The organism is Microbulbifer maximicatervae (SeqCode), from assembly GCF_052467615.1.
On the sequence record NZ_CP174319.1, the window covers coordinates 1,379,020 to 1,396,333 of the forward strand.

General features: G+C 49.5%; 14 protein-coding genes. 6 read left to right on the forward strand and 8 right to left on the reverse strand.

From position 1 onward, the window contains the following. Window positions 1–220: 220 nt before the first annotated feature. The 5 genes from ACJJIM_RS06290 to ACJJIM_RS06310 all read right to left on the reverse strand — a co-directional run bounded on the left by ACJJIM_RS06290 (window position 221) and on the right by ACJJIM_RS06310 (window position 5,765). A complete protein-coding gene (locus tag ACJJIM_RS06290) occupies window positions 221–853 on the reverse strand; it encodes a GyrI-like domain-containing protein (RefSeq protein WP_413665253.1) in 633 nt (210 codons plus the stop codon). Window positions 854–1,457: 604 nt separating this feature from the next. Continuing rightward, on the reverse strand, window positions 1,458–1,913 hold the full coding sequence (locus tag ACJJIM_RS06295; RefSeq protein ID WP_444912696.1) for a hypothetical protein: 456 nt from the start codon (window positions 1,911–1,913) through the stop codon (window positions 1,458–1,460). A 286-nt stretch (window positions 1,914–2,199) separates the two neighbouring features. Then, window positions 2,200–2,673 (reverse strand): GNAT family N-acetyltransferase, encoded by a 474-nt coding sequence (locus tag ACJJIM_RS06300; protein ID WP_413665255.1) that lies wholly within the window; start codon window positions 2,671–2,673, stop codon window positions 2,200–2,202. Between the two features lie 205 nt (window positions 2,674–2,878). Further along, window positions 2,879–4,531, reverse strand: coding sequence for an amidohydrolase (locus ACJJIM_RS06305; RefSeq protein WP_444912697.1), 1,653 nt, complete (start codon window positions 4,529–4,531; stop codon window positions 2,879–2,881). Between the two features lie 67 nt (window positions 4,532–4,598). Then, entirely contained in the window at window positions 4,599–5,765 is a 1,167-nt protein-coding gene (locus tag ACJJIM_RS06310; protein ID WP_444912698.1) for a PQQ-dependent sugar dehydrogenase, read from the reverse strand. A 122-nt stretch (window positions 5,766–5,887) separates the two neighbouring features. Here ACJJIM_RS06310 and ACJJIM_RS06315 point away from each other — a divergent pair, with 122 nt between their 5' ends. Then, window positions 5,888–6,094, forward strand: coding sequence for a DUF2905 domain-containing protein (locus ACJJIM_RS06315; protein WP_282933328.1), 207 nt, complete (start codon window positions 5,888–5,890; stop codon window positions 6,092–6,094). A 44-nt stretch (window positions 6,095–6,138) separates the two neighbouring features. Here the strand turns inward: ACJJIM_RS06315 and ACJJIM_RS06320 are convergent, their stop codons facing one another. Together ACJJIM_RS06320 and ACJJIM_RS06325 are read right to left on the reverse strand one after the other, a co-directional pair. After that, window positions 6,139–7,245, reverse strand: a complete 1,107-nt coding sequence (locus ACJJIM_RS06320; RefSeq protein WP_444912699.1) for an L-dopachrome tautomerase-related protein — start codon at window positions 7,243–7,245, stop codon at window positions 6,139–6,141. Between the two features lie 27 nt (window positions 7,246–7,272). Then, entirely contained in the window at window positions 7,273–8,007 is a 735-nt protein-coding gene (locus ACJJIM_RS06325) for a glycine betaine ABC transporter substrate-binding protein (RefSeq protein WP_444912700.1), read from the reverse strand. Window positions 8,008–8,130: 123 nt separating this feature from the next. On the opposite strand from ACJJIM_RS06325, the gene ACJJIM_RS06330 reads away from it, so the two are divergent. Further along, a complete protein-coding gene (locus ACJJIM_RS06330; RefSeq protein ID WP_444912701.1) occupies window positions 8,131–9,042 on the forward strand; it encodes a LysR family transcriptional regulator in 912 nt (303 codons plus the stop codon). Between the two features lie 206 nt (window positions 9,043–9,248). Next, a complete protein-coding gene (locus ACJJIM_RS06335) occupies window positions 9,249–9,782 on the forward strand; it encodes an SRPBCC family protein (RefSeq protein ID WP_413665261.1) in 534 nt (177 codons plus the stop codon). A 96-nt stretch (window positions 9,783–9,878) separates the two neighbouring features. Here the strand turns inward: ACJJIM_RS06335 and ACJJIM_RS06340 are convergent, their stop codons facing one another. Further along, entirely contained in the window at window positions 9,879–12,050 is a 2,172-nt protein-coding gene (locus tag ACJJIM_RS06340; protein ID WP_444912702.1) for a TonB-dependent hemoglobin/transferrin/lactoferrin family receptor, read from the reverse strand. Window positions 12,051–12,279: 229 nt separating this feature from the next. Between ACJJIM_RS06340 and ACJJIM_RS06345 the strand changes: the two genes are divergently transcribed. The 3 genes from ACJJIM_RS06345 to cobN are packed head-to-tail and all read left to right on the forward strand — an operon-like array spanning window position 12,280 to window position 17,107. Next, window positions 12,280–12,810, forward strand: a complete 531-nt coding sequence (locus tag ACJJIM_RS06345) for a MotA/TolQ/ExbB proton channel family protein (RefSeq protein ID WP_444912703.1) — start codon at window positions 12,280–12,282, stop codon at window positions 12,808–12,810. After that, window positions 12,810–13,163, forward strand: a complete 354-nt coding sequence (locus ACJJIM_RS06350; protein WP_444912704.1) for a DUF2149 domain-containing protein — start codon at window positions 12,810–12,812, stop codon at window positions 13,161–13,163. The genes ACJJIM_RS06345 and ACJJIM_RS06350 overlap by 1 nt, the downstream gene beginning before the upstream one ends. 2 nt (window positions 13,164–13,165) lie before the next feature. Next, window positions 13,166–17,107 (forward strand): cobaltochelatase subunit CobN, encoded by a 3,942-nt coding sequence (gene cobN / locus ACJJIM_RS06355; protein ID WP_444912705.1) that lies wholly within the window; start codon window positions 13,166–13,168, stop codon window positions 17,105–17,107. The last annotated feature ends 207 nt before the right edge of the window (window positions 17,108–17,314 follow it).

The following is a 17,314-nucleotide window of genomic DNA, read 5'->3' on the forward strand; positions in this document are numbered from 1 at the left end:
TGTGAAGTTCTTTTACTTGTTTAGCCGCAGGCGCTAATTAACTTAGCTGGAAACATTAACACCTTGAATATATTCCCGGTGTATAACTTAATAAATGGCTTTAAGAATTGGAGGGTTTCTTGATAAGAGTTAGTGTATAGCTGGTACTAAAATAGGGTTTGGGATACTGGGGGGGATCTGATGATAAAAGTTGGTTGTGGGGGTGAAAATAAGCCATTGTTTAGCTAACCCGAAACCTTAATACGGTTTTCAATTTTTCCGGTGCAACTTTTCTTGTGTCTGAAAGATAAATTTCCTTGTGTACCTTGGATAGGCGATTTAAGCCCTGATCTTTAGCAAAAGCTTCCATTTTCTCAAAGCTGATAGGCTCATCCTCAAATCTCCCTAAGTGGAGCATTTGTACACACTTCCCCTCTAAAATAGTCTCAAAGTTAACTTGATTCAGTAATGGATTTGGTTTTTTGTTCTTAACGTAGTTAAGTATTTCCTTGAAAAAGGGTAGCTCGACAAAATCAGGCTGACGTATCATCAGCTTATAGATTAAATCTTCTTTTTTGATCTCCCCAGAATAACTCTCTTTGGCCTTTTCATTGATGTCCCAGACTCCCTCTAATGGATAGACTGTAAAATCAAAGTATCCAGTCGGCTTCTCATCCGTTTTTTTGGGAAGCATCTTGATGGCATAAGCCAAGGAATATAGGGTACCGATACAGTTCGTGAATGCCTCCCCAGCAGGGCTGCCTTCTCCATGAATAGTAATGTAATTAAGTTTAGGAATATCGATAACTTCAGGTTGAGTTTTAGGGAGATAGAGAGATTTTTCTTTTTTTCGCCATTCATGCTTTACTGGCATAGTATTCCCTTGGTTTTTTCTAGGTCGCTTTAAGTTTACTGTTTATAAATACAGTATTCAAGGTGAGTGGTTTAATGTTGATGTTTGGCAGGTAAAGTTAGATTAGATGAAAGGAAATTTTCACTTATAACTGAATGGCGTTACGACGACTTGGAGCCCGGTGTGAAGAGTGATGATTGAAAGGCGCACGTTTATTATTTAGGGTAGTTATTACACCGCCGATAGCTTTACTACCGTCTACTTGTAAGATCTAGTAAGAGTCGCAATATGTCTTTGTGTTGGACTCCGCCTTCAATAGTGGGGCGATACTATTACTAGTAACGTGGGTAGGTTATATCGAGGTGGTAAGGTTAGCTCCGTCGCCGATCGCATATGCATCGACTTGGAGCCTATCGCTAGTATTCAACTTGGAGAGGATTACCTTGACAGGGGAGTAAAGTGGTTTTAACTAGAGTCATCTAGATCGTCACCGGAGGGGCGGATACACGATCGACATGCTGGCCCGTTAATATTGCCCTTATGTGATTATTAGATTTGGTTGTGGATCTCTGCTGAGCTTATGCTGTGAGTATTGATCTATAAGGCAGAACTAAATTTCTACAGGTTAATTGCGCTCCGCTTCTATTTTCTGTTTGAGAACCTTGATAGGGAGGCCCGACATGCCGCCAATTTTATCACCTGCATAGGAGCCAGCTATCACCATCTTAGCGGGGTTGCCAGCCATAAATATGATTTGCCCGCTAATTTTATTTTTTCGAATGCCGGCCTCGTTTTCTATTTTTTCATTGTACACATCACCCACTTTAAAATGTAAATCGACACCATCGTCCAATTTAAGTACTTCTGAGACTATTTCCGTCAAATTGCCATTTTCTCCCTCTTTAAATTCGGTGGCAATGATTGCTGTTGCGGCTTCTATACGTTTATCAATACCCATTTTCCAAAGAGGAGCTTTTCTCTCTGCGGCGAAAGCACTCAATGGAGTAGCAGTGCCAAGGCATGCTATGCTAAATCCTAACCCAAAAAATAGTCTATTTAAGAATTTTCTTAGTGCTTGCATATTTCCTATGCTCGATAATCGTTATATGAGGTGGGTTTCCTGTAATCTCTTAATAGTCTAGATTACTAAAAGATAATCTCAGTTCTTTTCAAAATTATCAAGTTAGAATGATGGTTTAGATTGATATCATTTTAATAATTTCAGGACAATTGCGACAATTAAGCTTTCCTGTAAAAATTCAAGGTTGGGGCTTTGGCCTTGGTGAAGATGTGAGTGGGAATCTTTTTTAGAAAGTAAGAATGTACCAATTTCACGGATAAATCTTAGTCAAAAGATTTGTTGTTTTTTAGTTTTGTTGATTTTTTGTATGTCTTGTAATTTCTAATAGTAGCCTTAAGGCATCTTTGTGTTGTACCCCATCTTCAATAATGGGCTGATCGTAATTATGTAAGAAATAATCTTTAATGACGGTTTCAACCCTGAACCCATGGCGTTGGTAGAACGTTAGTTGGTAACCAAATGTACCGGTGCTCAATTCAACTCTATGAACTCCCCTGGTGATGAGCTCTGATAGAGAGAACTTTAACAGTTTTGATCCAATCCCTTGCTGTCGCATTTCAGGAGAAACTGAGATATTGAAAATCTCAGCGATTGCGGTATCAATTTCTTTTACTACGCATATACCTTCCACAACGCCAGCATCAATTGCTGCGAAGCACCAGGATTCAGGTAAATAGCTGTCTATTTTCTTCTTAGAGGGATCTGCTTCGAGTAGAAGATATAAAGGTGCATCGCTTACGGGTATTTGGATGTATTTCATAGCGCGGTCTACTTGGTTTCTATTTGAGGCGTTAACCTATATGCGCTTTATCAATAAAGTTTTCTCGTATCCACAAAAAGTAGTATAGCAATAGCGCAATACAAGGCTCTTAGTGAATTATGGGGCAGTCGTTGTTTCTGCGAATACCGGCTTTCGCCGGTATTCGCAGATTTGAAGTGCGGGAAAAATGAAGGTCAGTGATTGGCTACAGGGGTTTACGGTATACCTGTTCTCCTTCAACCCAGGTCTCCAGAACTTGTACTTTCCAGATCTCCTGGGGAGCCATCGTAAAAATATCCTTATCCAGCAAAATAAAATCGGCGAACTTCCCGGCTTCAAGGTTGCCGATGACTTTCTCTTGATGGCTGGCATAGGCTGCATCCAGGGTAAAGGCGCGCAGGGCTTGCTCCAGAGTCATAGCTTCTTCAGTGCGCCAGCCTTTACTGGGGTCTCCCTGGCGGTCGCGGCGGGTAACTGCGGCGTGTAGACCGAAAAGCGGGTTTGCAGGTTCTACAGGGAAGTCGGAACCTGCGGCGATGGGAGTGCCTTGCTCCAGCAGTGTCTGCCATGCGTAGGCGCCGATCAGGCGCTCATTCCCCAGGCGGTCGCCGGCCATGTTCTTATCGCTGGTAGCGTGAGTGGGCTGCATAGAGGCAATCAGGTTGAGCCGGGCGAAGCGCGGAATATCTTCCACCTCAATAACCTGGGCGTGCTCCACGCGATGACGATAGCTAGCCTGGCTCTCTGCCTTGTTTAGGGTTTCCAAATGGTTCAGTACGATATGGTTAGCCCTGTCGCCGATCGCATGTACGTTAACCTGGAAGTTATTGTCGGTAGCCAGCTTGAGCAAAGCCAACATTTTGTCTTCCGGGTAGAGCAGCAGCCCCTTTTCCTGAGGGCGGTCGTGGTAGGGCTCCAGCAGGGCAGCGCCTCGGCTTCCCAAGGCGCCATCGGCGGAAAGTTTGATGCTTCGCATATACAGCCTGTCCGAAGGCTCTCCAATATGCCCGGCCTGAAGTAACTGGGCATAGTTGTGGCTATCTACTGAAAGCATGGGGTAAATACGCAACGGGATGGCTTTCTTATTTGCCAGGTCTCTGTAGGCGTTCAGGGTCTGTTCGCTGATACCTGCATCATGCACACTGGTTAATCCCAGGGAGAGAGCGGTGGTAAATGCATTTTGTAGATTCTTTTTCTCCTGGGCTAAAGTAGGTGCGGGTATCGCCTTGTACATCAGGCTCATGGCGTTATCGATCAGGATGCCTGTCGGGTTGCCGTTTTCATCCCGTAGAATCTCACCGCCATCTGGTGATTGGGTTTCCTTGTTGATCCCCGCTAACTCCAGGGCCCTGGAATTGGCCCAACCTGCGTGGCCATCGACCCGGCGCAACCAAATTGGCTGCTTGATTTCCAATTTATCCAGTTGTTTACGGGTTGGGAAAGCTTTGTTGGGCCAGGTAACCTGGTTCCAGCCACGGCCCGATAGCCATTCGTCGGGCCCCAGATCCCGGGCGTACTTCTTGATGGCTGAGAGTGCTGCTGCAAGGGAGTGACCGCGTAAGTCCAATTCACCGGTGAGTTGGCCCAGGCCCAGCATATGGCCGTGGGCATCAATTAGGCCTGGGAGTAGGGTTTTACCCTGCGCATCAATTCTATCGGCTGTAGGAAATTGCTTTTCCAGCTGTTGATAGCTTCCAGTTGCCAGTACCTTACCTTGATCAAAGGCTAAAGCATCGAACGTGAGTAGTTGATCATCAGTAGTTTGGTAGCCGGAAACATTGTGAATCAGAGTGGTGGACTGAACACACAGTGAGGTGGCCATAAGTAGAGTGGCTGAAAGGGGGCGGAAAAAACGCATAGATAGCTTGCCTTATAGGGCGACTTTTGAACCTCGCCCCAACTAGTCGAATATCTTGAAGTTCGAGTTATTGTTTTGCTGGATCTATACGCAGTAAACGGCCTTTGGGGCCATCGGTCAATATGTAAAGACTGCCATCCTGGCCAACTTCTGCGTCGCGTACGCGCTCCCCAATAGGTATCCTTAGCTCGCCAATAGCGGCATCATCTTTTATCTGAATGACCCGTAAATCTTCGCTAACTAATCCGGCGGAAATAAGCCGTCCTTTCCATTCGGGGAAGGCATTGCCGGTATAGAATGCCAGTCCTCCAGGGGCGTGGGTATCGAGCCAGGCCAGTGCGGGCGAGGTAAATTCTGGATCCTCGATTTTGAAGGCTATATTGGAGCCATCTCGATAGTCCCGACCAAAAGTGACCCTTGGCCAGCCATAGTTACTGCCAGCTTTGAGGCGGTTCAATTCATCGCCTCCAGCGGGGCCGTGTTCGGAGGACCAGATCTCCCCACTTTGTTGATCGATCACCAATCCTTGGGGGTTGCGGTGGCCAAAGCTCCAGATTTGCGGCAGGGCATCTGCTTGGTTTTTGAAAGGGTTGTCGTCGGGAATGGAACCGTCCCCATTAATACGAATAATAGAGCCGAAGTGGGTTTGCAGGTTTTGGGCCTGTTCCCTGGCAAAAATATCGAGAAATCCTTGTGGGGGATTACCGCCATCGCCAATGGTAGCCAGCAACGTTTTATCAGGTAGGAAGGCGAGCCGGGAACCGAAGTGTGCGCCGTTATTTTTACCCTGCGCGGACTTGAATATCTCTTCAAAGTTTTCCAACTTGCCGTTAACCCATTTAGCCCGACCAATGGCAAGTCGGTTGCTGTCCATATTGCCAATGGCATAACTGAAGTAGAGCACCTGGTCTTGAGGGAAGGTGGGGCTCACAGCGATATCAAGCAAGCCCCCTTGGCCAAGAAACAAGATTTCTGCTGGAAACTCGATAGGGTTCGCCAATAACTTTCCATCTTTTACAATTCTGAGTTGTCCGCTGCGCTGGGTGATAAGAAAACTTCCATCGGGCAGGCTGGTTATACCCCAAGGGTATTCAAGTGGGCCGGCGATTGAAGTAAGGGTAACCTCTTCGGCGAGCGGGATAGTGCCCCGGGAAATCAAAGGATTACCCTGACTATTGGCAGCAGTGCTAAAAAAGATGCAGATTGTGACAACTACACTAAGGAGGTATTTCACCACATGGCCTCTATCGATTTGTCTCGGGATTGAGCATAGATAGAGTAGTCACTGGGGAATGTCCAGGCAGTGCGCCAGGGTAACTGTCAGGGCGTTAAATCACTCTGTAGGGAGGCGAATAGATGTCCCGCTGGTTGATTATCGCAGGAATAATTTTAGTGCTGGTTGGGGTGCTATTGCACTTTTCCCCTGGGTTATTCAGCTGGTTCGGGCGCTTGCCGGGAGATATTCGTGTGGAGTCGGGGCGCACCCGTTTTTACTTTCCAATTGTATCGATGATTATCGTTAGTTTGGTATTGAGTTTACTGGTGAATTTATTTCGACGTTAATAAAAAACCGCCAGGGCAACTATCTCCTGGCGGTGAGAGGGAGTTTATGGAGTGTAGCGGAAGCGCATCAGCTTGTAGGGTGGCTTGGCATTACCAAGGCCAGAACTGAAAGCAGGATGCTGGTGAAGTTGGTCCTGGGTTATATATACCCAGCCATTGCTAATAGCGAGGCTGTCAGGCCAAGAGAGCTGTTTGTCCTGTAACAGGATTTGGTAATTGCCCTGGGTGGTCAGTCCAATGGCGTTATTCTGCAGGTCGGTAACCAGCACGCCACCTTCCGGTGCCATTGCAATGCCATCACTGGGGTTTTTGGGGCCAAATTCTTCAATTTGTGCGGTTAGTTTACTCTCGGAAATATCGGCGTCCGCCAACTGTGCCGCAGGAAGGCGGAAGATTTTATCGCCGCTGAGGCTGCCAAAGTAGAGCCATTCAGCCTTGTCGTCCAGGGCAATGGGGTTGAGACCAAAGTGCAGGCTTTTATTCGTATCACCTTCAGTTTTAGCCGCTAGCAAAACTCCGCCGATGATGAGATCTCGCTTTGGCGGCATAAATTCATTAGCGCTTTCCAGTACGCGCCGGGAGTGACCGGTTTTCAGGTCGACGACAATAATTGCCGGTTTGGTCGCGCCGTTAAAATTACCGAAGGACATATCGGCGATGTAGATTTTTTGGCGCTTTTCATCCAAGGCAAAATCCTGCGGAAATGAATTTTCCACTAATGCTGGCTTGGAAATTTCAATCTGTTGGTGCAGTTTATTGTTGACACTGTCCCAGGCGACAAGTTGGACGGGTGTATTTTCACCGCCCATATCCAAAATCCAGACGATGCCTTTGCTGTCAGAGTGAATGCCAATTACTGATCCAAAACCCACTTCACCCTGCTCAGACCCATCCGCCCAATCTCGATTGGGAAAGGGTTGCTTGGAGCCGTTGGCCATTACCTCGAGTACTTTTAGTTTTGGCGCATCCAGTGGGTGCATGCTGACCAGTACCCGGCCATTGGGGGTGACAGTGACACCGGCAGCGCGGGACTCGCTGAATTCAGTGACTGTTTGCAGTGACTTCGCTTCAGCTGCGTGAGAGACGCTGGAGGCTAAGCTGCCAACACCTGCAAGAGCCAGTGCGGCAAATAGTATTTTCGGGGACTTCATTGCGACTTCCTTAAATTTTACGGTGTCTTAGTTTTTGGCTTGTTTGCGCAGCGCATCTTCCAAGGCGCTGAGTTTTTTGTTGCCGATATAAAGCTGGGACAGTGCAGCCAGGGCGGCGCTGCCAATTTTCTGTTTGGCATCTTTGCGCACGATGAGCGTTGCTTCATCTTGAGTGCCGAGAAGCCCTTTGGGCTCTTTTAGTGCGCGGATGGTGTAGCGGTTGTGGAGAAATTGCGGGTGCCACAAGGGGATCACTACCCAGCGCTCCTGCGCTACGGCGTCTTCAAAACGGTTGAAGCAGTCCGCTTCTGTTCCCGGTCGGAATTCGTAACCTGCCTTATCGAGGCCATAGGCCTGGATCATTTCAGCGGAAAAGCGGCTAATACCGGCACCGGGATTGATTCCCTGGATCAGGCGATCCATATGGGTGAGGGCGGGTTCGCTGAGTAGGTCATCAACGCTGGCAATTGCATTTTCGGGCACATAATCCGGCACGCCCCAGATACAGTAGGGCTCATACAGCACGGTCACTTTTTCTACCTGGTCCAGCAGGGGATTCAGGTAGACCTCGTGGCTGGAGGGCAGCCAGGCCGAAGTTAAAAGGTCGATTTCCCCGTTTTTTAACAGCTCGAAGGCCGCCTCATGGGGGGCGGACTTGAAGCTGGTTTGGTGGCCGTGAGCCTCGAGAACCTTGGCGACTTCCCGAGCGCTGGCCTCGTGGAAAGAGAGCGCAATGTGTCCGATGCGAATACTGTTATTCATACCGAAACTCCCTAGTGTAAGTTTGTGACTGTGCAGTATTTACTGCGATAGGGGTATTGTGGTTGCTTTGATTTACCGGATAAACTGCTATTAATAGAAATCAATATTCGATATTTCCGATCAATGCTGATAGATAATCTCAAGTTGTTCCTGCAAATTGTTGATAAAGGTAGTCTGGTCGCCGCAGCGCGGGACTCGGGCCTATCTTCCAGCAGGGTTTCCGAGCGCCTTGCGGCATTGGAGTCGCACTTCGGTGTGGTGTTACTGAATCGAACAACCCGGGCAATTAGCCTGACAGAGGAAGGGCGCACCCTGATTGAGGGTGCTAAACAGATTCTGGGTGAAGTGGATGACCTTGAAAGCCGTATTCGATCAGGAGCGCAGACCCTGTCAGGTGGCATTCGCGTAAGTGCCCCCTGTGACTTGGGGCGGGCGATTGTGGCCCCGGAAATTGACCGCTTCTTACTGGATCACCCGGCTATTTCTATTGAATTGCTGTTGTCTGATGGTTATGTGGACATTGTTGGTCAGGGTATTGATATAGCCTTGCGTTTCGGCGCAATCACCGACAGTTCACTTCGGGTCAGGACCCTGAGCCAAAAGCAGCGCATCCTCTGCGCTTCTCCCAGATATTTACAAGAGCGAGGTACTCCACAAAAGCCCGAGGACCTGAAGGGGCACAACTGTCTGGTAATGCGTTTCGGTGAAAATCTGGATAACCACTGGCGCTTTCTCGATGGCCGCGATGGATCGGGGAGTGAGCAAACTGTGGTGGTACGCGGCGACCGGGTGACCAATGACGGGGAGCTGGCTCGCCAGTGGTGCCTGAAGGGAAGTGGCATTATTTTAAAATCAGAACTGGATGTAGGGCCGGATATTCAGGCGGGCAGGCTGGTTCACCTGTTAGAAGAGTACACTCCACCGCCGGTACCGCTTCAAATGTTGTTCCCTCCAAGCCGGGCCCAGCCGCGCCGGGTGGCGGTATTTGCAGACCGATTAGCCATGAAATTTATATCCACTTCTGCGATCATTTAATCGCCTCTCTCAAATTGATTGTTATCTTTATTTATTTTGAATTCGTGCCGTAAATCTATGGCTTTTTTTTATTCTTCTATAATTAGGCTTGTGACTTTCTAGTTCATTTATATCAGTGCCAGTATTAAGTTTTTTAGTAGTGGAGGCAGTTGATGATACTAGACATCATATATGCGGTAATTATTCTGTATGTGTTGATTTGCCTGGTGCTGTATTTTAAAGACAAGTCCTATTTCTACAAAAATGCTGCCATTATACAAGCCCCGCCCGAAGCCTTGTTTGATTATGTGGTAGACCTGCGAAATTGGGAAAGCAAATATCCGAACACTTTATTTGCGGAATACAATCTGGGGGGCGATAAGTCTACTGTAGGTAGCGTGGCGATCGAAAAATATTGGGGGATTACTGGCTACCACGTAATGAAGCATCAATTAATAAATTATGAGCGGCCCAACAAAATTTCCTGGGAGGGGAAGACGATTTACGGTGGTGCGCTGGTTCTATTATTTTTACCAATTACTAAACACATCACGGGCCATTTCAGTTACACCATTACCGAAATGAAGGGTGGGGCAAGTCACTGGGAGAGACAGTGTTATTTCAAAATGCACTCTGCGAACCCAATTTATCAGCTAGTGTACTTGCTTTATATGCCGCTGTTCAGACTTGAGCTGTTAAAAGCGTTGCGGCTATACCAGGCGGAAGTGAAAGAAATGATGGAGAAGATTTACACGGATTAATTGTATTTTTTGACGCCGCAAAATAAAAAAAGGCCGTATGGGAGTACGGCCATCAAGGGACTTATTTGCGAGATAGGAGAGTGTAAAACTCGTTAATTAAAAATCGTATCTGATTGACGCAGAGAAAGTACGCCCCGGCGCCGCATTGACAGAAAGATCGCTACCTTCATCCCAGCCTGCGACATTCAGGTAGGGAACGTAGTATTTATCCATCAGGTTGTTAACCGCCAAGTTCACAGACATGGAGTCCATTACCTGATAACCCATGGTCCAGTCTACAGTGCCATAACCGGCAGTTTCAGTAGCGCCGTCGTTCACTTTTTCCATGCGGTCTGCCCAGCGCACCAGTACCTGGCTGGAGAGTTTGGCTCCGCTGTAGCTTGCACCGACCACGCCAGAAAGTGGGCTGATGCTAGTTAGGTATTCACCGGTGGTGTCGTTTTCGCCGCGCTGGTAGCTGGCATTTGCAAACAACTCGATTGTTGGAGACAGGTACCAGCTGGCGCTCGCCTCTATACCTTTGATGGTGACAGATTCGATGTTCTGGTACTGGTACTGTTCAAATACATGGGAGAAACTGCCGTCATCACCATTTACAGATTCTTGGTGAATTAAAGTGGTTTCCAGGAAATCATCGTATTCGGTATAAAACGCTGCAGTACTGAAAGCTACAGGGCCCAGGTGCCCGCGCAGGCCGAGTTCGAAGGTGTCACTTGTTTCTGGTGACAGATCGTCGGCGGGCAGAACCTCGTAGATGTAGCTGGAGGTCGGCTGCAGGTAGTGCTCGATATAGGCTAAATCGTAGGCCGGCACTTTAAAGCCCTGTCCGTATTGGGCAAAGGCGGACAGTGTCGAATTGATTCGGTACAGCGCGCCAAGGTTGAAGGAAACATTGCTTTCTTCAATGGTGGCAAATGGAGTGTCATCTGACTTCAATGCACCGTTGGGGTCCATTTCGTACCAGTCGTAGCGCAGGCCCGGGGTAACGGTCAGCTGGCCATTGGCGAATGACATTTCGTCATTGATAAACAGGCCGGCGCGCGCCACTTCGTTTTCTGGGAATTTCTCGGTGGTGGAGTCCAGGGTGGAGCTACCCGCAACTTCACGGTATTGGTGAACGGTACGTTCGCTCTCGGTTTGCTCCAGGTCCAGGCCGTAACCCAGGGTGTGGGTCTCATTCAGGGTTTTACTGGCGTTGGACAGCAGGCCGATAGTGTCCTGGCGGTAGAGGCCGGTTTCCCACATATCGCGGATTTCGATCACACCGAACATGGGGGCGTTGATGTCCAGTTGCCCGTACTGCTCATCTTCCTGTTCAGACTTGTTGTTGTACAAGCTGATATTTACCTGGTCGTAAATCGCAGTTGGAGTCTCGCTGTGGTAGCGGAGCTGGTATGCAGTGGTCTCTTTGTCGGAAACAGATTGTTCAGCGACGATGTTGTAGCCGTAGTCGGCCAGTCCGCGGAAGTAATACAGCAGGCCATCGGCACTGTCGCCGACAGTCTCCTGGTTCCAGTGGTCGATGCTGAAGCTGATAAAGTCTTCGCCACCCAGGTTGTACTTACCTTTGTACAAGATGCTCTTCGATTCAATCTCGAAGGGGTCCTGGGTTTCGTCGTAGTTCTGCTGTTCTTCACCGTCTCGGAAGGTGGTGTGCAGTAACTGCTCAAAATTGCCGGTGCGCAGGGCGAGGGTAGGGGAAGCATTATGCTGGTTGCTAATGCCGCTATAGCCTCTCTTGATAGAACCGCCAAAGTGTTCGCCATCTTCCAGGTAGTCGGAAGCATCTTTGGTGGTGAATACTACGATACCGGCGAGGGCGTCTGAACCGTATAGGGAGGAGGCTGCGCCTTTGGCAACTTCAACCTGCTTTAGGGTGTCCACTTCAATAAAGCCGCGACCAATAATGTCGTTTTGGCCATTGGCGCCATAACCCTCGTTCACCCGCATACCGTCTTTGATAATCAGTACACGGTCACCGCCCATGCCGCGCACCAGAATATTCTGCGCGCCGCCAGCCTCGCCGGTTACTTCAACGCCGGGCTCGTATTGGAACAGCTGGTTCATGTCGTTGAGCTGAAGCTGCTCAATTTCTTCATTGGTCACCACGGAAACGCTGCCCGCAACGTCTTTCAGGGGTTTTTCTGCGCGCCCGCTGACGACGATCAGCTCGAGTTCATTGCTGGACGGAGAGGTCGGGGTCTCTGCGTACAGGTTTGAGGCGGAGGCTAAGCCCAAAATGGCTGCTGCTAGTGGGCGACGTTTCATGGTGAATTCCTTGATGTCGTTGATTCGGTCTGCTCGTTAAGGGTCTCTGGTTGCCCTTTCGCTTGGTCTTGTCGACCAGTTCGGAGCGAGATTATATGGATACTTATTAAAATGTAAAGGTAAATGCGAATCAATATCAATTAGATTAAATTTGACCTTAAAAGTTTCTTTGGGTACTTTCCGCTCAAATTTGTGAACGGCATCAATAGTGGGGCTTGGGAGGCTTGCAGTGAATATTCAATCAATTGAGACCTTAATGGCGGATGTGGCCGACCTGTTTATGGCCCCAGTATTACTGGCGATTCTGGTACTTTTTATCTACTCGCTTTATGCCGCCGGGCGCTTTATTTCACTGTGGATGCTTCGCCGCAAAAATGCAGGAGCCTATCGGTTGGCATTGAAGCAAGGTCGGATTGAGCGCCTGCCGGGCTACCAAGTACACAACTTTTACGTGAATAACCCTTTGGCATGTGACGACGAATTGGAAGTTTTTGCGTTGAGAAAACTGGAACTTCTTCGCATGGCTACCCGGATCGCGCCCATGTTGGGTTTGATTGCCACCATGATTCCTATGGGGCCGGCACTTCGCGCGCTGGCCGATGGCAATATCCAGGGAATTAGTGAAAACCTGATTATTGCTTTCGCCGCTGTGATCTGGGGCTTGGTAATCTCCACAATTACCTTCTGGCCCGCCTCAGTGAAAAAACGCTGGTTTGCCTCTGAGCTGATCAATATCCGCAAGCTGAAGGAGGCCGACTGATGCGCTTCCTCGACGAAGATGAAGAACTGAATCCTATTCTGAGTGCGGTGAACCTGATCGATGTGTTTCTGGTCATTATCGCCGCGCTGCTGATTGCCATTGCGCAAAATCCCTTGAACGTTTTTTCCAATGAAAAGGTCACGGTGATTAAAAATGCCGGCGAACCCAATATGGAAGTGATCGTCAAGGACGGTAAGGAAATCAAACAATACAAATCCACCGGGGAAATTGGCTCAGGGGAGGGCACCCGTGCGGGAGTGGCTTACCAGATGGCCGATGGCAGCCTGGTTTATGTACCGGAAGGGGAAGGTAAAGATACTCCAGCCGGTGAAAAAGCTTCGGGGGGGAATTAGTGGTGCGTAATAAACTGTGGGCACGTTTTATGTGCCTGTTGATGAGCTTGGCTTTTGCAACCTTTGCCCAGGCCAGCGATAAACCCAAAGTACTCTTGATGATGTCGAGCCACACGGCCAAGGCAAAAGGTACATTGCTGACTGATCTCTCTGCAGACCAACCCTTTGAGCTGGAGATCTTTAACAGCAAAGGTAAGAGCGATGAGGAAATTGACCTGGCCTGGTCTTCCGCTGAACTGATAATGCTGGATGGCATCAACCCGGCGCTTTCTGCTTTTATGTTTGGCAAGTTCCAGCCACTGCTGGCCAAGCATCCGCAAGTTCCGGTGATTTCCCTGGGGGATGCAGATAATAAGTCCATGAACCAGGGGTTGGCAGAGTCCGAGCATCGGGCGATAGCCGCTTATTTTAATAATGCGGGCCGCAATAACTACCGGCATATGATGCAGTTTTTGTCGGCAGAGGTATTTGACCTTTCCAGTGGCTCAGTACCGGCACCGATAATCGTACCCAAGGTGGGTTTTTATCATCCCCGCCTGGAGCAGCTTGTCACCGACAAAGAGGAATTTTTCTTTGACTGGTTAAAGCCCGCTGAGCAGCAACCAGTGATTGCCGTGGCCATCCATCGCTCCGTGGTGGATTATGAACAGCAGCAGGTTGTCGATACCCTGTTGGATGGTCTTGAGTCTAAAGGTGCCAAAGCTTTTGCCTTCTTCTTTGAAGGTGAAGACTTGCCGCTTTCCTATCCGGACTTATTGCAAACTGATAGCGGCAATACCCGTGTCGACTTGATGATTAATTACCGCTCCCTGCACTATGTCAGCAAACGTCGCGCTGAATTTGAGAAGTTGGGAGTGCCGGTTATTCATGCACTCAATTACACCGAGGGCAGTGAAGAAGAATATTTTGCTGATAATAGCGGTGTATCTCCATCCCTGACACCATTCTTCCTGGTAATGCCAGAAGATACTGGCAGCATCGATCCGGTGATTATCGCTGCTAATAAAGACGGCAATAAAGAAGTGATGGATGTACAGATGCAGGCCTTGATTGAGCGCGCCTGGAATCATGCCTCCCTCGCTTATCAAAGCAACACCAATAAAAAGGTGGCAACGTTTATTTGGAACTACCCGCCCGGGGAAAAAAATATCGGTGCGGCTTTCCTGGATGTACCCAGCTCGATTGAGTCGATTGCCCAGGCAATGCGCGAAAGAGGCTATGAGGTACATATCAGGGATTCAAAAACCCTTATCGATTGGGCCGGGCAGTTGTTGCGCCCCTATTATCGTCGCGAAGACAGCGTAGCCTTGATCGATAAAGGGCTGGCTGATTGGATGCCGCTGACCACCTATCAAGCCTGGTTTGACCAACTGCCTGCAACTGTGCGGGATCCTATTGTAGAGCGTTGGGGCAAGCCGGAAGACAATGCCATGTTGGCCGAACATAACGGCGAGCCTGCATTTGTTATTCCCCGGATGACCCTCGGCAATTTGATTGTGTTGCCGCAAGGCGTTCGCGCGGACAATGCCAAGGATCACTCTTCCCTCTACCACGATATGAAAACCCCGGTGAACCACGCCTACCTGGCGGTTTACCTCTATGCGCGGGAAACCTTTGGTGCCGATGCCTATATTCACCTGGGAACCCATGGCTCCCAGGAGTGGCTCAGTGGCAAAGAGCGGGGCCTGTCGGTTTACGATGCACCTAGTTTGGCCCTGGGAAATATCCCGGTGTTCTACCCCTACATTATCGATAATGTGGGAGAAGCTATGCAGGCCAAGCGCCGTGGCCGTGCCACCATGATCAGCCACTTGACCCCAGGCTTTGCGAAAGCGGGCCTATATGCGGAAGTGGCTGAGTTGTCCGAGTTAATTGGCAATTACCTGGTATTGTCTGAGGGGCAGACCCGGGCCAATACCCAAGAGCGTATTATCGGTCTGGCCGAAGAGCTCAATATGCTCAAGGATCTGGAAATCAGTGCTGAAGCCTTAAGTGCGGATTTTGATGGCCAACTGAGCCGCTTGCAGGATCATTTGGGTCAATTGGCAGAGATGAGCCAGCCGCTGGGCATCCATCGTTTTGGTCAGCTGCCCAAAACCGAACACCTCACCAGCACCATGCTGCAAATGTTGGGTGAAGGGTTTATCACTGCAGCGGATGAATATGAGGCGGAGCACGGGTTGCGTTTGCCGGAAGAGCAAACCCGGGACGAGCGCAATGTTGTGGCTTTGGAAGCGCAGGCGGGGTTCCAGTTGCTGGATACCTTCCTAGAGGGCGGTGAGCTGGAGCAGGTTCCTGAGCCCTTGCAGGCCCAGTTGGATCAGGCCCGGGAATACTCCGATAACTTTGCCAAAATTGCCGAGCTGGAAAACCTGATGTCGGCACTCGATGGTAACTACATTCCTGTAAGCCATGGGGGTGACCCGATTCGCAACCCACAGGCGGTGCCCACCGGCCGCAACCTGATTGGCTTTAACCCGGCTAAGGTGCCGTCGAAGGAAGCCTATGAAGCTGGTGTACAGCTGATGGACCAGACCATTGCTGACTACCATGCAAAGCACGGCCGCTTCCCGGACAAGTTGGCATTCTCCCTGTGGTCCCTTGAAACCATGCGCCACCAGGGAGCCCTGGAAGCCCAGATCCTGCACGCCCTGGGCCTAAAACCAAAGTGGAACCAGCAGGGCAATGTTACCGGTACAGAAGTTATTCCCTATTCGGAATTAAAGCGCCCGCGTATTGATGTCGTAATCTCTGCGACAGGCCTTTATCGGGATGCTTTCCCCAACGTGATGCTGTGGTTGGCAGAAGCCATCGATAAAGTGGCGCAGATGAAAGAAGACAATAACTTTGTCTACCGCCACAGCCAGGCATTGCAACAGCAGCTGCTGGAAGACGGCAACAATGAAGAGGATGCTCGCTATTTGTCATCGGTGCGTATCTTCTCCAATGAAAGCGGCAACTATGGAACGGGCCTTGCCGCCGCCAGTCTGGCCTCTGACAGTTGGGAGGGGGATGACAAGCTCGCTGACCTCTATATGCGCCGTATGGGCTTTGCCTATGGCAAAGATGAATCCCGCTGGAGCGAGGATCAGCGCAGTGTTGAGCTGTACGGCAAGGTGTTGTCTGGCACCGATGGGGTGATTTTTTCCCGCTCCACCAACCTCTACGCCATGATGACCAATGACGATCCCTTCCAATACTTTGGCGGTATTGGTCTGGCGGTTCGCAATCTGGATGGCGCAACGCCGGAAATGTATGTTTCCAATTTGCGTCGCAAAGATAACGTAAAAGCGCAAACCCTTGCGGAGTTCGTTAACCAGGAAATGCGCAGCCGTTATTTCCACCCCCGCTGGATTGAGGCGATGCAGGATTCCGGCTACGCAGGCGCTACTGCTATCCTGGATCGCGTCAACAATATGTGGGGCTGGGAAGTAATGACCCCGGAAACCATTCGCGACGATCAGTGGCAGGAAATGTTTGAAGTCTACGTGGATGACAAATATGAAATGGACATGCGCGAATTCTTCGAAGAGCACAATGCCGAGGCCCTGGCCCAGATGTTGGAGCGAATGCTGGAAGCGGTGCGCAAGGGATATTGGGATGCGAAGCCTGAAACCCTGGAGAAAATGGTAGAGACCTACACCGAGCTGGCAAATCAGTTTGATGTGGCTACCGACAATGACAAGTTCAAGGAATTCGTCAATCAGCAGGCTCTAGGGTTCGGCCTCGCGGCCCTGGCCAATGCCCAGGCATTGGATAACCCTCAGGTTAGCAGCGCCAATGCCGCGCAACAGGTCAGTGGCCAGAAGCTGGAGCAGGTTGCAGAGCCGACTCCCAGTGATAAGCCGGAAAAGCTGATATGGCTACTGTTGATGGCTATTGTGTTGGCAGGCTTTGTCAGCGGTTTCTTTGATCATAAGTGGGTGCGAACCAAGCCCGCTTAATGCCCTTCTTAAACGGCACTCGATCTGCTTAAGGCCGGGTGCCGTTAACCTCCCTCTGTTGTACCCCTCCCGTGTAAATAATCTTAAAACTGCCTCGGCTACAGGGTTAAGAATTGTTGACCCCGGCAACTATTACTCTCTTACTGTGTTAGCTTTCTATTTAGAAGGTGAAAAGTGCATTTTGATTACTTTGTAAATCATTAATCT

Coding starts and splice junctions, on each gene's coding strand:
- ACJJIM_RS06290 (WP_413665253.1), bottom strand. CDS start 853: ATGCCAGTAAAGCATGAATGGCGAAAAAAAGAAAAATCTCTCTATCTC.
- ACJJIM_RS06295 (WP_444912696.1), bottom strand. CDS start 1,913: ATGCAAGCACTAAGAAAATTCTTAAATAGACTATTTTTTGGGTTAGGA.
- ACJJIM_RS06300 (WP_413665255.1), bottom strand. CDS start 2,673: ATGAAATACATCCAAATACCCGTAAGCGATGCACCTTTATATCTTCTA.
- ACJJIM_RS06305 (WP_444912697.1), bottom strand. CDS start 4,531: ATGCGTTTTTTCCGCCCCCTTTCAGCCACTCTACTTATGGCCACCTCA.
- ACJJIM_RS06315 (WP_282933328.1), top strand. CDS start 5,888: ATGTCCCGCTGGTTGATTATCGCAGGAATAATTTTAGTGCTGGTTGGG.
- ACJJIM_RS06320 (WP_444912699.1), bottom strand. CDS start 7,245: ATGAAGTCCCCGAAAATACTATTTGCCGCACTGGCTCTTGCAGGTGTT.
- ACJJIM_RS06325 (WP_444912700.1), bottom strand. CDS start 8,007: ATGAATAACAGTATTCGCATCGGACACATTGCGCTCTCTTTCCACGAG.
- ACJJIM_RS06330 (WP_444912701.1), top strand. CDS start 8,131: ATGCTGATAGATAATCTCAAGTTGTTCCTGCAAATTGTTGATAAAGGT.
- ACJJIM_RS06340 (WP_444912702.1), bottom strand. CDS start 12,050: ATGAAACGTCGCCCACTAGCAGCAGCCATTTTGGGCTTAGCCTCCGCC.
- ACJJIM_RS06350 (WP_444912704.1), top strand. CDS start 12,810: ATGCGCTTCCTCGACGAAGATGAAGAACTGAATCCTATTCTGAGTGCG.